Origin of the sequence: Streptomyces sp. C36 (assembly GCF_040932295.1) — a bacterium.
GTDB classification, from domain to species: Bacteria; Actinomycetota; Actinomycetes; order Streptomycetales; family Streptomycetaceae; genus Streptomyces; species Streptomyces triculaminicus.
The window spans coordinates 435684-449635 of the sequence record NZ_JBFQGI010000002.1; the positions used below are offsets into that span (position 1 = coordinate 435684).

Sequence of the window (13952 nt, forward strand, 5' to 3'; positions counted from 1 at the left end):
TGATTTCAGGCCACAATGGCGAGATGGTCATAGTGCAGCTCTTCGTCGATCCGCTCATATCCGCCGGCCGGTCCGTCGCTGCCGAACTGTTCGACCCCGGAGCGGGCCAAGGAGCCCGTCAGATGGCCGAGTTGGCCCTCGCCCTGCTGCTCTCCTCGCTCATCGGCCTCGAGCGCGAGCTGCAGCAGAAGAGCGCGGGACTGCGCACCCACACCCTGGTGGGCGTGGGCAGCGCGCTGTTCATGGAGGTCTCGATCCACGGCTTCGGCGCCCTGGGGGACCTGACGGGCACCCGCCTGGACGGCTCGCGGGTGGCCGCGCAGATCGTCTCGGGCATCGGATTCATCGGCGGCGGCCTCATCTTCGTCCGCCGCGACGCGGTGCGCGGCCTGACGACGGCCGCGACCATCTGGCTGACCTGCGCCGTCGGCATGGCCTGCGGCGGCGGGCTGCCGCTGCTCGGCGGCGCCGCGACCGTCGTGCACTTCCTGGTGGTGCGCGGCTTCCCGGTGTTCACCCGGCGGCTGGCGGTGGTGCCGGCCACCGAACGGGTCGAGCTGCGGCTGTCCTACCGCACCCGCAGGGGGGTCCTGGGCAGGGTGCTGGAGCTGTGCACCAAGAGCGGCTTCCGGGTCACGGACGTTCACGTCGACGCCGAGGCGGTCGTGCCGGACGGGACGGACAAGGGGAAGGGCAAGGCCAAGGAGGCGGGTGTGGTGCTGAGCCTGGAGGGCAAGGGCTCCGCGCACCCGCTGGTGGAGGAGCTGACGGACTGGGACGGCGTCCTCGGCGTCGGCCTGCGCGCCCACCGCGACAGCACCGAATGAAGGTCGCCGTCCCCGGTGCGGGTGAACTCGCTTAGGAGATGGGCGGGTTCATCGGATAGCGTGCGGGCAGAGGGCGGCCGCGGCTTCCGCGCCCGCCTTCGGCCACGGCCCGCGCCGGTTCGCGCGGGCCCGCGCGGCACCGGCCGTCCGGGGCGAGGGTACGGAGGCCGGGGCCGCGCCCCGTGGGCGAGGGGTGGGGCCACCTGACAGGCCCCGCCCCTTTCCCGCCCCGTTCCCGTCCGTCAGGCGCCCGGCTGCCGCACGGCCGTGATCGTCCGGTAGGCGAGGCCCGCCAGCTCCCCCTGGCCCTGCTTGCTGGGGTGGAACCAGTCCCACTTGCTCAGCTGCTGCCCGGTGAAGTCGTAGCTGTTGACCGCGCCGTCGTAGCGGCACAGCACGTCGCGCGAGCAGACGTCCTTCAGCACGGCGTTGTACTCGCCGACGCGCTTGACCACCTGGGCCCGTCGGCCCTGCGCCTCCTCGTCCATCAGCTCGGCGTCGCGCAGCATGGACGGGCAGATCGAGCCCAGCTTCCAGACCTGACGGCCCAGCATGTTCTTGCGGCCCTCGGACCACAGCCGCTGGAGGTCGGGGATGCCGGCGACGTAGACCTGCGAGGTGGGCAGGGCCGTGCGCAGCTGCTTGAGGGAGGACTCGAAGTCGGCACGGAAGGAGTCCACGGGCGTCATATCGGCCACATTCGCGCGGCAGGCGTCATTGGCGCCCAGGAGCACGGTCACCAGCTGCGGCTTGTGGGCGACGGCCGCGCGCATCTGGCCGGGCAGGTCCGCCATCCGGGCGCCGGTTCGGGCGTGGTTCCAGCTGCTGGTCTGCGGCGATGTCAGCAGGCGGCGGGCGAGGCTGTCGACGGCGGTGCCGGTGGCCCAGGAGACCTCGGGGCAGTCCTCGAACACCGAGCAGGCGTCGAAGCCACGGGTGATGGAGTCGCCCAGGGAGGCGATCGAGGTGGGGCGGGGGTTCCACGCCGGGCGGGTGGGGCTCGGCTTCGCGACGGCGGCCTTGCTCTCGGCGTCGCCGTCGTCGCAGCCCGTGACCAGCAGCGCGGCCGCGAGCAGCGCCACCGCCGCCCGTACCGCCGCGGGCGGCTTCCACCTCGTGCTGGCGCCCATCGTCGTTCCCCCTCCGGCCGGGTGATATCTGTCCGGGACCGACGGTACGTCACCCCCGGCGCGCCGCCGCACGGTAGCTTTTCCCCGGGTGATCGGGTCCGCCCGGCATCTTTCGTACTGCGGCGCCACCGCACCACAACACGTCACATCCTGTCCCTTTTCAGGAGAAATGCTCCCGATGGTGTTTACTGTTGGTAACCTCGCGGGCTGGTGCGGGAGTGGCCATTGGGGCAGACTGTCTGCTGCTCCGGGCGGGACCGGTACGGGTGCGAGGCCGCTGGGGAAGGCGAACCTCGAACCGCACGGGAGGTCCCGGTGACGACACGTGGAGTTCTGTACGTCCACTCCGCGCCGCGCGCGCTGTGCCCGCACGTCGAATGGGCCGTGGCGGGCGTCCTCGGGGTGCGCGTCACCCTCGACTGGGTCCGCCAGCCGGCGGCCGCCGGCACCTGGCGCTCGGAATTCTCCTGGCAGGGCAGACCCGGCACCGCCTCCCAGCTCGCCTCCGCGCTGCGCGGCTGGCACCTGCTCCGCTTCGAGGTGACCGCCGAGCCCAGTGCCACCGCCGAGGGCGAGCGCTACAGCTCCACCCCCGACCTGGGCATCTTCCACGCCGTCACCGGCGTCCACGGCGACATCCTCGTCCCCGAGGACCGGCTGCGGGCCGCGCTCGCACGCGCCGGCCGGGGCGAGAGCGACCTCCAGGAAGAGGTCGCCAAACTCCTCGGCAAGCCCTGGGACGACGAACTCGAACCCTTCCGCTACGCCGGCGAGGGCGCGCCCGTGCGCTGGCTGCACCAGGTGGTCTGACCCGGCCGGCGCGACGGCCGGGCGCCTTGTGCTGGAGTGCACTCCACCACCTAGCGTGCAGCCATGTCCGACACCACGTCAGCAGCCGTCCTCGGTACCGGAATCATGGGTGCGCCCATGGCCCGCAACCTCGCCCGCGCCGGCCTGTCCGTACGCGCCTGGAACCGCAGCCGCGCCAAGGCCGAGCCCCTCGCCGCACACGGCGTGACCGTCACCGATACTCCCGCCGAGGCCGTCCGGGACGCCGACGTCGTCCTGACCATGCTCCACGACGGGCCCGCCGCCCTCGAGGTGATGCGCGCCGCCGCCCCCGGCCTGCGCCCCGGCACGCTGTGGGCGCAGGCCTCCACCGCCGGCCTCGAGGGGCTCGGGGAACTGGCGGGCTTCGCCCGCGAGCACGACCTCGTCCTGGTCGACGCTCCGGTGCTCGGCACCAGGCAGCCCGCCGAAGAGGGGCAGCTCACGGTGCTGGCCGCCGGGCCGGAGGCCGTGCGCGGCCGCCTCGCCCCCGTCTTCGACGCCATCGGCGCCCGTACGGTCTGGGTCGGCGACGACGGCACCGCCGGTGCCGCCACCCGCCTCAAACTCGTCCTCAACAGCTGGGTGCTCACCGTCACCCACGGCACCGCGGAGGCGCTGGCCCTGGCCGAGGGGCTGGGCGTGGACCCCGCGGGCTTCCTCGACGCGGTGGCGGGCGGGCCGCTGGACATGGGCTATCTCCGGGCCAAGACCGCCCTGCTGCTCGAGGGCGCCCTCACACCGCCGAGCTTCGCGACCGCGACGGCCGAGAAGGACGCGCGGCTGATCGTCGCGGCAGGGGAGTCGGCCGGGGTCCGGCTGGACGTCGCGGCGGCGGGAGCGGAGCGGTTCCGCCGGGCGATCGCGCAGGGGCACGGCGAGGAGGACATGATCGCGTCGTATTTCGCCAGCTTCGACGGCCGGGGGACCGAGGAGCACTGAGACCGGCCGGGCGCCAGGACGCGGAAGGGCCCGGCCCGGTCACCGAAGTGACCGGACCGGGCCCTCTTTCGCCGGGGGTGCGCCGGGGATCAGACCGTGCGCAGGGCGAGCACCACGTTGTGGCCGCCGAAGCCGAACGAGTTGTTGATCGCCGCGATGGAACCCTCGGGGAGGGCGCGCGGCTCGTCGCGGACGATGTCCGCGTCGATGTCCTCGTCCAGCTCGTCGACGTTGATCGTCGGCGGGGCCGTGCGGTGGTGCAGGGCGAGGACGGTGGCGACCGTCTCGATGCCGCCGGCGCCGCCGAGCAGGTGGCCCGTCATCGACTTGGTCGCGGACACCGCGACGTGGTCGAGGTCGTCGCCCAGGATCTTGCGCAGCGCCTTGATCTCGGCCGCGTCACCCTGCGGGGTGGAGGTGGCGTGGGCGTTGAGGTGCACGACCTCCGCCGGCTTGAGGTCGCTGGTGTCGAGCAGGTTCTGCAGCGCGGCCGCGATGCCGCGGCCGGTGGGCTCGGGCTGGGCGATGTGGTGGCTGTCCGCGGACAGGCCCTGGCCCAGCACCTCGCAGTAGACCCGGGCGCCGCGCCGGGCGGCGTGCTCGGCCGACTCCAGGATCACGATGCCGGCGCCCTCGCCGAGGACGAAGCCGTCGCGGGCCTTGTCGTAGGGGCGGGAGGCCTTGGTGGGCTCGTCGTTGTTCTTGGACATCGCCATCATGCTGGCGAAGGCCGCGACGGGCAGCGGGTGGATGGCCGCCTCGGTGCCGCCGGCGACGACGATGTCGGCACGGCCGGAGCGGATCATCTCGTAGGCGTAGCCGATGGCCTCGGCGCCCGACGCGCAGGCGCTGACCGGGGTGTGCACGCCCGCCTGGGCGTTCACCTCCAGGCCGACGTTGGCGGAGGGGCTGTTGGGCATCAGCATCGGCACGGTGTGCGGGGAGACGCGGCGGGCGCCCTTCTCCCGGAGCACGTCGTACTGGTCGAGCAGGGTGGTCACGCCGCCGATGCCGGAGGCCACGACGGTGCCCAGGCGCTCGGGGGTGACGGAGGGGTCCTCGCCGGCCTTGGCGGTGAAGCCCGCGTCGGCCCACGCCTCGCGCGCGGCGATCAGCGCCAGCTGGGCCGAACGGTCCAGCCTGCGCAGCATCGGGCGGGGCAGGACGTCGGCGGGGTCGACGGCCACGCGGGCCGCGATGCGGACGGGCAGCTCGGCGAACCGCTCACCCTCCAGGGGTTTGACGCCGGAACGCCCGGCGAGCAGCCCTTCCCAGGTCGTTGCGCTGTCGCCACCCAGCGGTGTGGTTGCGCCGATACCGGTGACGACCACGGTGCGATTGGTCGGATTCACAGGAATTGTCTCCACGTGTAGAGGTGCTGGAACCGCCACCCGCCGGGGTGGCGACGAACGCTTGATCAGGCCTGGTGCTTCAGGATGTAGTCGGCAGCGTCGCCGACGGTCTTGAGGCCCTTGACGTCCTCGTCGGGGATCTTCACGTCGAAGCGCTCCTCGGCGGCGACGACGACCTCGACCATGGACAGCGAGTCGACGTCCAGGTCGTCGGTGAAGGACTTGTCCAGCTGGACGTCCTCGACGGGGATGCCGGCGATCTCGTTGACGATCTCGGCGAGGCCCTTGAGGATCTCTTCCTGGGTGGCGGCCATGTGGCGCTCCTTCTATCGATAGTGCGGTGTGCTGCTAAGGAAACTGCTGAGGCGTCGAGCCCGCCGGCGCCTGTGAGGGGCCGGAACCGTGGATCTCGCCTAGGGGAGGGTAACGACCGTGGCGGCGTACACGAGACCCGCCCCGAAGCCGATGAGGAGCGCGGTGTCCCCGCTCTTCGCCGCTCCGGTCGCCAGGAGGCGCTCCATGGCCAGAGGGATGGAGGCCGCCGAGGTGTTGCCGGTGGTCTCCACGTCGCGGGCGACCGTCACGCTGTCGGGCAGCTTGAGGGTCTTGACCATCGAATCGATGATCCGCATGTTCGCCTGGTGCGGGATGAAGACGTCCAGGTCCTCGGGTGCGACCCCGGCCTCGTCCAGCGCCCGCTGGGCGATCTTCGCCATTTCGAAGACGGCCCAGCGGAACACCGCCTGACCCTCCTGGGTGATGGCGGGGAAGCGGACGTCGGTCTCCTCGCGGTAGACGTCCCAGGCCACGGTCTGCTTGATGGTCTCGGCCTTGTCGCCCTCCGAGCCCCACACCACGGGGCCGATCGCCGGCTCCTTGGAGGGGCCCACGACCACGGCGCCCGCGCCGTCGCCGAACAGGAAGGCCGTCGCACGGTCCTCCAGGTCGGTCAGGTCGGACAGCCGCTCGACGCCGATGACCAGGACGTACTCCGCGGAGCCGCCGGTCACCATGTCCTTGGCCATGGTCAGGCCGTAGCCGAAGCCCGCGCAGCCGGCCGAGATGTCGAAGGCGGCGGGCCTGCCCGCACCCACCTTGTGGGCGATCTCGGTCGCGACGGCCGGGGTCTGCTTGAAGTGCGAGACCGTCGAGACGATCACGGCGTCGATCTGCTCGGGGGCGATGCCGGAGTCGGCGATCGCCTTGCCGGCGGCCTCCAGCGACATGGCGGTCACGGTCTCGTCCGGGCCGGCCCAGTGACGGGTGGCGATGCCCGAGCGCGAGCGGATCCACTCGTCCGAGGAGTCGATGTGCTTGAGGATCTCCTCGTTCGGCACCACCCGGACGGGACGGTAGCCGCCCACGCCCATGATGCGCGCGTATGCGGCGCCCTTGGCGGGCTTGATCTTCGCGGTCATGCTCTCGGGCTCCTTATTCGGCCGTGGACCCGGCGACGCCGGCGTGCTCGGCGATGAGCGCGCGGGCGGCCTCGAGGTCGTCCGGGGTCTTGAGCGCGAGCGTCTTCACACCGGGCAGGGCGCGCTTGGCCAGGCCCACCAGCGTGCCGCCGGGAGCCACCTCGATGATCGCGGTGGCGCCCAGCTCCTTGAAGGTCTCCATGCACAGGTCCCAGCGGACCGGGTTGGCCACCTGGCCCACCAGACGCTCGACGACCTCCCGGCCGCTCGCGACGACGTGTCCGTCCTTGTTGGAGACATAACGCGTGTGCGGATCGGCGGCTTCCACCTGGGCGACCGCGTCCTGAAGGACGGAGACGGCCGGCGCCATGTGGTGGGTGTGGAACGCGCCCGCCACCTTCAGCGCGACGACGCGGCGGGTGCCCTCGGGCTTGTCCGCCTCCAGCGCCGCCAGCTGCTCGGCGGTACCGGCGGCCACGATCTGGCCCGCGCCGTTGACGTTGGCGGGGGTCAGGCCCAGCTTCTCCAGGTGCGGGAGCACGACGTCGGGCTCACCGCCCAGCAGCGCGGACATGCCGGTCTCGGTGATCGCGGCGGCCTCGGCCATGGCCAGGCCGCGCTTGCGCACGAGCTCCATGGCGGCCCGCTCGGACAGCACACCGGTCAGCGCGGCGGCGGCGAGCTCGCCGACGCTGTGGCCGGCCGCGGCGCCCACGAGGCGGGCGAAGTCGTCCGGGGAGGCGAACAGCTGCCCGGCGGAGACCAGGGCGGACGCGACGAGCAGTGGCTGGGCCACGGAGGTGTCACGGATCTCGTCGGCGTCGGCGTTCGTGCCGTAGTGGACGAGGTCCAGGTCGATGGCAGCCGACCATTCCCGCAGGCGGTCTTCAACACCGGGAAGGTCGAGCCAGGGGGTCAGGAAGCCGGGCGTCTGAGCGCCCTGGCCGGGAGCGACGAGTACGAGCACCCTCACACTCTCTCTCGTGGACGGTATCGCTCACCCGTGAGGACAGGGACGAAGAACCGTCAGGGGAATTGTGGATAGTCAACAAAAGCCTACGCGTGTCATTCGGCGTCGGCCAGGCGCCCCAGGATCAGTGCGATTCGCAGCGTAAACGCTGACCGGACATCGGAGGGTGACCAGCCGGTGACGTCCGTCACACGTCGGAGGCGGTATCGCACGGTGTTGGGGTGGACGAACAACATGCGTGCCGCCCCCTCCAGGCTGCTCGCCTGCTCCAGGTAGACACTCAGCGTCTCCAGCAGGGCCGAGCCCGCCTCCTCCAGCGGTCTGTAGATCTCCTCCACCAGCTGCTCCCGCGCGGCCGGGTCACCGGCCATCGCGCGCTCGGGCAGCAGGTCGTCGGCGAGCACCGGACGGGGGGCGTCCGGCCAGGCCGCGCACGCCTTGAGCCCGGCCGCCGCGGCCTGTGCCGAGCGGGTCGCGGCCAGCAGGTCGCCCACCACCGGCCCGGCCACCACGGGGCCGGCCGCGAACGGGCCGATCAGCGCCTTGGCGGCCTGCAGCGGGTTCTCCGCGCCGCCCACGATCACCACCAGCCGGTCGCCCAGCACCCCGGTGAGGACCTGCACCTTCACATGCCGCGCGGCCCTGCGGATGGCCTCCACGGTCAGCTCGCTGTCCCCGTCGGGGGCCGTGCCCAGCACCACCGAGACGTTCGAGGGCCCGCTCCAGCCCAGCGCCGCCGCCCGCGACAGCGCCCCCTCGTCGGCCTCGCCCGACAGCACCGCGTTGACCACCAGCGACTCCAGCCGGGCGTCCCACGCGCCGCGCGCCTCGGCGGCCTGCGCGTAGACCTGGGCGGTGGCGAAGGCGATCTCCCGGGCGTACACCAGCAGCGCCTCGCGCAGCGCCGACTCGTCGCCGGGCGCGGCCACCTCGTCGATGGCCGACTCCATGACCTCGATGGTCGTGCGGACCATCTCCACGGTCTGGCGCAGCGTGATCGCCCGGGTCAGCTCGCGCGGGGCGGTGCCGAAGACGTCCGTGCTGATGGCCTGGGGCGTCTCCGGATGCCGGAACCACTCGGTGAACGCGGCGATGCCGGCCTGGGCGACGAGGCCGATCCAGGACCGGTTCTCCGGGGGCATCGCCCGGTACCACGACAGCTGGGCGTCCATCCGGGTGATGGCCGCGGCGGCCAGCGTCCCTGAGGACTTCTCCAGGTTGCGCAGGGTGGCGCTGTGCGGGTGCGGGGTGTCAGCAACTGGTTCGGGCACGGGCACAAGCCTGCCTTATTCGGGTGGGGTCCGGAGCCGCCGGGCCCCCGCAGGGTCCTTCGCGGGGCTACGGTGGGCCGGTGATGTACGTGCAACGAGCGGCCGAACGCTTCCTCGGCGGGGACCCGGCGGCCGGCATCGAGACCTGGCACGCCTTCTCGTTCTCGGGCTTCTACGACCCCGACAACGTGCGCTTCGGCCCGCTCGCGGCCTGCAACGAGGAGCGCCTCGCGGGCGGCGCCGGCTTCCCGGAGCACCCCCATCGCGATGTCGAGATCGTTACCTGGGTGGTGGAGGGCGAGCTCGCGCACGAGGACTCCACGGGGCACGTCGAAACGATTCGCCCCGGCGACGTCCAGCGACTCAGCGCCGGCTCCGGCGTGCGTCACAGCGAGCGCAACGCCGGAAGCGCCCCGCTGCGGTTCGTGCAGATGTGGCTCACGCCGTCCGAGGGCGACGAGGAACCGTCGTACGAGGTGGTGCGGGGCATCGCCGACGGCACGCCGTACGCCCTGACACGCGCCGAGGCCGTGCTGCACGTCCGGCGCCTGCGGGCCGGCGAGCGCACCGCCCTGCCGGACGCGCCCTGGCTGTACGTGCACGTGGTGCGCGGCGCCGTCCGGCTGGGCGGGGAGGTGCTGCGGGAGGGCGACGCCGCGCGCGTCCTGGACGCCGAGGACCTGACGGCCGAGGCCGCCGGTTGTGCCGCCGAGCTGCTGGCGTGGGAGATGCACGCCGAGCCGCACTTCGGCTGATCAGGCCCGGCCGAGCTCGGCCAGGACCGCGTCCGTCAGCATCGGCCACACCTCGATGGCCCAGGGGCCGAAGGCACGGTCGGCCAGCGCCACGCAGGCCGCGCCCGCCTCCGGGTCGACCCACAGGAACGTGCCCGCCTGGCCGAAGTGCCCGTAGGTGCGGGGCGAGGACGAGGTGCCCGTCCAGTGCTGCGACTTCCGGTCGCGGATCTCGAAGCCCAGGCCCCAGTCGTTGGGCCGCTGGTTGCCGTAGCCGGGCAGCACGCCGGCCAGGCCCGGGAAGGCCACCGACGTGGCCTCGGCCACCGTCTGGGGCGCCAGCAGCCGCGGGCGCTGCAGCTCCGCCACGAAGCGCGCCAGGTCCTCCACCGTCGAGACGCCGTCCTTGGCGGGCGAGCCGGGAAGGTCCGTCGACGTCATCCCCAGCGGCTCCAGCACCGCCTGCCGCAGGTACTCCGCGAAGGGGATGTCCGTCGCCTTGGCGATGTGGTCGCCCAGCGCCTCGAAGCCCGCGTTGGAGTACAGGCGGCGGGTGCCCGGCTCGGCCATCGGACGGTGCTCGTCGAAGGCCAGGCCCGAGGTGTGCGCGAGCAGGTGGCGGACCGTCGAGCCCACCGGACCCGCCGGCTCGTCCAGCTCGACCGCGCCCTCCTCGACGGCGACCAGCGCCGCGTACGCGGTCAGCGGCTTGGTCACGGACGCCAGCGCGAACCGGTGCCCGGTCGGGCCGTGCGAACCGGCCAGGGTGCCGTCGGCCCGTACGACGGCCGCCGCCGCGGTCGGGACCGGCCAGTTCTCGATCATGCGCAGGCTCTCCATGGCAAGGAGCCTAACGCGGCCGCGGATCACGCCGGATCTCGCTTGCTTCGAGTGCACTCCAACTCTCTAGCGTGGGGCACGACGCACGGTTCGCGAGGGGGAGACGGCAATGACAGTGATGGACAGCCCACCGGTGGAGCTTCAGGCGTGCCTGGAACTCGACCGGCAGCGCGGCCGCCGGCCCCAGGGCAGGGACCGGTTCACCATCAGCGAGGTCTCGGAGTACACCGGACTCACCGCGCACACCCTGCGCTGGTACGAGCGCATCGGCCTGATGCCGCACATCGACCGCTCCCACACCGGTCAGCGCCGTTACACCTGCCGCGACCTGGACTGGCTGGACTTCGTGGGCCGGCTGCGGCTGACCGGCATGCCGGTGGCCGACATGGTGCGCTACGCCGAGCTGGTCCGCCAGGGCGAGGAGACCTTCGCCGAACGCGAGCGGCTGCTGAGCGCCCACCGCGACGACGTCCGCAGGCGCATCGCCGAGCTGCGCAGCACCCTGGACGTACTGGACTACAAGATCGACATCTACTCCGACGCCCGCCGGGCGTCCGAAAGGGCATGAGGGACATGAGCAACGAGACGATCGCACGCGTCACCCTCGGCGACGGCGGCCCCGAGACCGGAGTCCAGGGACTCGGCTGCATGGGCATGAGCTTCGCCTACGGGCCCACGGACGGGACCGAGGCCAGGGCGACGCTGGAGCGGGCGCTGGAACTGGGCGTCACCCTCTTCGACACCGCCGACATGTACGGCGCCGGGGAGAACGAGAAGTTCATCGCGCCCTTCATCCGGGCCCACCGCGACGAGGTCGTCCTGGCCACCAAGTTCGCGATCGACGCCAACCCCGAGAACCCCGCGGACCGGGTCATCCGCAACGACCCGCCCTACATCCGCGAGGCCGTCGAGGCCAGCCTGCGGCGGCTGGGCGTCGACGAGATCGACCTCTACTACATGCACCGCCGCGACCCCGACGTCCCGCTCGAGGAGTCCGTCGGCGCGATGGCGGAGCTGGTGGCCCAGGGCAAGGTCAAGCACCTGGGGCTCAGCGAGGTGACCGGCAGCGAGCTGCGCCAGGCGCACGCCGTCCACCCGATCGCCGCCGTGCAGTCGGAGTGGTCGCTCTTCAGCCGGGACATCGAGGACAACGTCGTGCCCACGGTCCGCGAGCTCGGCGTCGCCCTCGTGCCCTACTCGCCGCTCGGACGCGGCTTCCTCACGGGCGCCTTCACCGACGCCGGCAAGGAGCTGTCCGGCGACGACTGGCGGCGCACCCTGCCCCGCATGACCGGCGAGAACGCCGAGGCGAACGCGGCCCTGCTCGAGCCGGTACGGGCCATCGCCGCCGCCCGCGGCGTCACGCTCGCCCAGGTCGCGCTGGCCTGGGTCCAGCAGCGGGCCCAGGTGCACGGCCTGACGGTCGTTCCGATCCCGGGCACCCGCAAGCGCAGCCGCCTGGAGGAGAACGTGGGCGCCACCCGCCTCGAGCTGACGGCGGACGAGCTGGCGGCGCTGGAGCCGGTCGCCTCCAAGGTCGCCGGGCCCCGCTACGCGGACATGTCCTTCACGTCGGCGGACCGCGACTAGCCCTTGGGCGCAGGCGCACCGGCGGTCACTCGCCCGGGGTCACCAGCCCCGACTCGTAGGCGAAGATGACCGCCTGTGCGCGGTCGCGCAGGCTCAGCTTGGACAGCACCCGCCCGATGTGCGTCTTGACCGTCTGCTCCGCCAGCACCAGCTCCGCCGCGATCTCCTGGTTCGACAGGCCCCGCGCGATCAGCTCCAGGACCTCCGTCTCACGCGGCGTCAGCCCGTTCAGCCGCACCGCCCCCTTGCGCCGGGGCGCCGGCCGGGCGGCGAAGTCGGCGATCAGACGGCGCGTCACCGAGGGCGCCAGCAGGGCCTCTCCGGCGGCCACCACCCGTACCGCCGAGATCAGGTCGGCGGGCGGCGCGTCCTTCAGCAGGAAGCCGGACGCGCCCGCGCGCAGCGCCTCGTAGACGTAGTCGTCGACGTCGAACGTCGTCAGCATCAGCACCTTCGGGCGGTGCACCACCCCCGGCGGAGGGTCCAGGAGCCGCCGCGCGGCCTCCAGCCCGTCCATCTCCGGCATGCGGACGTCCATCAGCACCACGTCCGGGTGGGCGCGCCGGCTCAGCTCGACGCCCTGCCGCCCGTCCGCGGCGTCGCCGACGACGTCGATGTCGCTCTGCGCGGCCAGCAGCGCGGCGAACCCCGCGCGCACCATGGCCTGGTCGTCGACGATGATCACTTTGATGGTCATGCGGGGGAGGATTCCTCTTCTGTGGTGAACGGGAGCCGGGCCGCCACCCGGAAGCCGCCGTCGGGCAGCGGCCCGGTGTCGAGCGTGCCGCCGACCAGCCGGACCCGCTCCCGCATGCCGACCAGGCCGTGGCCCGTGCCGCCGGTCTCCAGCGGTGCGCCGCCCGGCTCGGCCGGGGCGGCGTTGACGACCAGGAGCGTCAGGCTCCGGCGGTCCTCGCCGAGGGAGACCGAGACCCGGGTGGCCGAGCCCGGGGCGTGCCGGACGACGTTGGACAGGGCCTCCTGGGCGATGCGGTAGGCGGACAGGTCCACGGCCTGCGGCAGCGCGGCCGGCACCGGCTCCGGCATCGACAGCTCCACCGGCACCCCGGCCCGTACCGTCGCCTCGACCAGCTGCGGGATCCGCTCCACGCCCGGTTGCGGCGCCCGCTCGGGGCCGCCGGCCGGGCCGGTGCCGTCCTCGCTGCGCAGCACGCCCAGCAGGCGGCGCATCTCGGTCAGCGACTCCCGTGCGGTGGCGGCGATGGTGGTGAACTCCTCGCGGGCCGCGTCCGGCAGGTCCGTGATGCGGTAGGGGGCGCTGTCGGCCTGCACGGTGATGACGGACATGTGGTGGGCGACCACGTCGTGCAGCTCGCGGGCGATGCGGGCGCGCTCCTCCAGCAGGGTGCGGCGGGCCCGTTCGGCCTCGCTGATGGTCTCCTGCTCGGCCAGCGCCCGCCGGGCCAGGCCGCGTTCGCGCAGCAGGTGGGTCACCACGAGCAGGATGCCGCCGAGGATGACGGGGATCGGCCAGGAGCCGTTGCTGCGGCCGGGGTCGAGGCTCTCGAAGAAGATGCCGGCCGCCCCGGTCAGGGCCCAGACCGCGGCCAGGACGCGGGGCCGCTCGCGCAGGCCGAGGGCCAGCATGAACAGCAGCATGCCGATGATGCCCCCGGGCGTCCACGGCCAGGCCCAGCCCTTGGCCGCCGGCACGGCGAGCAGGGCCGCCGCGCACGCGACGTAGCCGGTGAAGGCCACCGCCCAGGCGACCAGGGGGCGGCGCACGGCGAGCAGCAGCGGCACGGTCTGCACGAGGCACAGCAGGAGCGCGAGATCGGAGTCCAGCCCGTACTCGTCGCCGAGCACCATGGTGCCGGACGGCAGGAGGATGGCGATGAACAGCGCCGCGACGACGTACGGCAGGCGGCGCACGAAGCGGCTGCGGGAGTGTCCGAGGAGCGGCTCGGCGGGGGCGAGGGCCGCGCGGACACGGCGGAGCGGTGACGAAGGCATGACGTGATCAGCGTAGGGGGACCGACCGGCGAGAACGTCACCCCGAGGTGCCGTCCCGGATGTCATACCCCGGTAT

The 13952-nt window shown here is 72.8% G+C and carries 15 protein-coding genes; 6 read left to right on the forward strand and 9 right to left on the reverse strand.

What is annotated here, in order from left to right; all coding sequences use genetic code 11:
- Positions 1 to 23: 23 nt before the first annotated feature.
- Positions 24 to 827, forward strand: coding sequence for an MgtC/SapB family protein (locus tag AB4K12_RS07525; protein WP_368433462.1), 804 nt, complete (start codon positions 24 to 26; stop codon positions 825 to 827).
- A gap of 242 nt (positions 828 to 1069) precedes the next feature.
- On the opposite strand, the gene AB4K12_RS07530 is transcribed toward AB4K12_RS07525, so the two are convergent.
- A complete protein-coding gene (locus AB4K12_RS07530; protein ID WP_368433463.1) occupies positions 1070 to 1957 on the reverse strand; it encodes an SGNH/GDSL hydrolase family protein in 888 nt (295 codons plus the stop codon).
- Between the two features lie 315 nt (positions 1958 to 2272).
- Here AB4K12_RS07530 and AB4K12_RS07535 point away from each other — a divergent pair, with 315 nt between their 5' ends.
- Together AB4K12_RS07535 and AB4K12_RS07540 are read left to right on the forward strand one after the other, a co-directional pair.
- Positions 2273 to 2767 carry a DUF3145 domain-containing protein gene (locus AB4K12_RS07535; RefSeq protein ID WP_362251044.1) on the forward strand — a complete coding sequence of 165 codons (495 nt, stop codon included), beginning with the start codon at positions 2273 to 2275 and terminating at the stop codon, positions 2765 to 2767.
- A 63-nt stretch (positions 2768 to 2830) separates the two neighbouring features.
- Complete coding sequence (locus AB4K12_RS07540) at positions 2831 to 3727, forward strand: NAD(P)-dependent oxidoreductase (protein WP_368433464.1); 897 nt, start codon at positions 2831 to 2833, stop codon at positions 3725 to 3727.
- Positions 3728 to 3816: 89 nt separating this feature from the next.
- Here the strand turns inward: AB4K12_RS07540 and fabF are convergent, their stop codons facing one another.
- From fabF to AB4K12_RS07565, 5 genes are all read right to left on the reverse strand, one after another.
- Entirely contained in the window at positions 3817 to 5079 is a 1263-nt protein-coding gene (gene fabF / locus AB4K12_RS07545) for a beta-ketoacyl-ACP synthase II (protein ID WP_368433465.1), read from the reverse strand.
- A gap of 65 nt (positions 5080 to 5144) precedes the next feature.
- Entirely contained in the window at positions 5145 to 5393 is a 249-nt protein-coding gene (locus tag AB4K12_RS07550; RefSeq protein ID WP_368433466.1) for an acyl carrier protein, read from the reverse strand.
- 99 nt (positions 5394 to 5492) lie between these two features.
- Positions 5493 to 6497: a ketoacyl-ACP synthase III gene (locus AB4K12_RS07555; protein WP_086568849.1), complete on the reverse strand. Its 1005-nt coding sequence runs from the start codon at positions 6495 to 6497 to the stop codon at positions 5493 to 5495.
- A 13-nt stretch (positions 6498 to 6510) separates the two neighbouring features.
- Positions 6511 to 7464, reverse strand: a complete 954-nt coding sequence (locus tag AB4K12_RS07560; RefSeq protein ID WP_368433467.1) for an ACP S-malonyltransferase — start codon at positions 7462 to 7464, stop codon at positions 6511 to 6513.
- 98 nt (positions 7465 to 7562) lie between these two features.
- Positions 7563 to 8738 (reverse strand): CdaR family transcriptional regulator, encoded by a 1176-nt coding sequence (locus tag AB4K12_RS07565; RefSeq protein WP_086568900.1) that lies wholly within the window; start codon positions 8736 to 8738, stop codon positions 7563 to 7565.
- Positions 8739 to 8821: 83 nt separating this feature from the next.
- Between AB4K12_RS07565 and AB4K12_RS07570 the strand changes: the two genes are divergently transcribed.
- Positions 8822 to 9493: a pirin family protein gene (locus AB4K12_RS07570; protein WP_368433468.1), complete on the forward strand. Its 672-nt coding sequence runs from the start codon at positions 8822 to 8824 to the stop codon at positions 9491 to 9493.
- Here AB4K12_RS07570 and AB4K12_RS07575 read toward each other — a convergent pair whose 3' ends face one another.
- Complete coding sequence (locus AB4K12_RS07575; RefSeq protein WP_368433469.1) at positions 9494 to 10312, reverse strand: serine hydrolase domain-containing protein; 819 nt, start codon at positions 10310 to 10312, stop codon at positions 9494 to 9496.
- Positions 10313 to 10430: 118 nt separating this feature from the next.
- On the opposite strand from AB4K12_RS07575, the gene AB4K12_RS07580 reads away from it, so the two are divergent.
- Together AB4K12_RS07580 and AB4K12_RS07585 are read left to right on the forward strand one after the other, a co-directional pair.
- Complete coding sequence (locus AB4K12_RS07580; protein WP_368433837.1) at positions 10431 to 10880, forward strand: MerR family transcriptional regulator; 450 nt, start codon at positions 10431 to 10433, stop codon at positions 10878 to 10880.
- Between the two features lie 5 nt (positions 10881 to 10885).
- Positions 10886 to 11902, forward strand: coding sequence for an aldo/keto reductase (locus AB4K12_RS07585; RefSeq protein WP_368433470.1), 1017 nt, complete (start codon positions 10886 to 10888; stop codon positions 11900 to 11902).
- Positions 11903 to 11927: 25 nt separating this feature from the next.
- On the opposite strand, the gene AB4K12_RS07590 is transcribed toward AB4K12_RS07585, so the two are convergent.
- Positions 11928 to 12599 (reverse strand): response regulator transcription factor, encoded by a 672-nt coding sequence (locus AB4K12_RS07590; protein WP_086568858.1) that lies wholly within the window; start codon positions 12597 to 12599, stop codon positions 11928 to 11930.
- Positions 12596 to 13876: a sensor histidine kinase gene (locus tag AB4K12_RS07595; protein ID WP_368433471.1), complete on the reverse strand. Its 1281-nt coding sequence runs from the start codon at positions 13874 to 13876 to the stop codon at positions 12596 to 12598. The genes AB4K12_RS07590 and AB4K12_RS07595 overlap by 4 nt, the downstream gene beginning before the upstream one ends.
- Positions 13877 to 13952 lie beyond the last annotated feature (76 nt).

Excerpts from the sequence above, each read along its gene's own strand:
- AB4K12_RS07525 (WP_368433462.1), top strand. The coding sequence starts at position 24 with ATGGTCATAGTGCAGCTCTTCGTCGATCCGCTCATATCCGCCGGCCGG.
- AB4K12_RS07530 (WP_368433463.1), bottom strand. The coding sequence starts at position 1,957 with ATGGGCGCCAGCACGAGGTGGAAGCCGCCCGCGGCGGTACGGGCGGCG.
- AB4K12_RS07540 (WP_368433464.1), top strand. The coding sequence starts at position 2,831 with ATGTCCGACACCACGTCAGCAGCCGTCCTCGGTACCGGAATCATGGGT.
- AB4K12_RS07550 (WP_368433466.1), bottom strand. The coding sequence starts at position 5,393 with ATGGCCGCCACCCAGGAAGAGATCCTCAAGGGCCTCGCCGAGATCGTC.
- AB4K12_RS07555 (WP_086568849.1), bottom strand. The coding sequence starts at position 6,497 with ATGACCGCGAAGATCAAGCCCGCCAAGGGCGCCGCATACGCGCGCATC.
- AB4K12_RS07570 (WP_368433468.1), top strand. The coding sequence starts at position 8,822 with ATGTACGTGCAACGAGCGGCCGAACGCTTCCTCGGCGGGGACCCGGCG.
- AB4K12_RS07575 (WP_368433469.1), bottom strand. The coding sequence starts at position 10,312 with ATGGAGAGCCTGCGCATGATCGAGAACTGGCCGGTCCCGACCGCGGCG.
- AB4K12_RS07580 (WP_368433837.1), top strand. The coding sequence starts at position 10,431 with ATGGACAGCCCACCGGTGGAGCTTCAGGCGTGCCTGGAACTCGACCGG.
- AB4K12_RS07585 (WP_368433470.1), top strand. The coding sequence starts at position 10,886 with ATGAGCAACGAGACGATCGCACGCGTCACCCTCGGCGACGGCGGCCCC.
- AB4K12_RS07590 (WP_086568858.1), bottom strand. The coding sequence starts at position 12,599 with ATGACCATCAAAGTGATCATCGTCGACGACCAGGCCATGGTGCGCGCG.
- AB4K12_RS07595 (WP_368433471.1), bottom strand. The coding sequence starts at position 13,876 with ATGCCTTCGTCACCGCTCCGCCGTGTCCGCGCGGCCCTCGCCCCCGCC.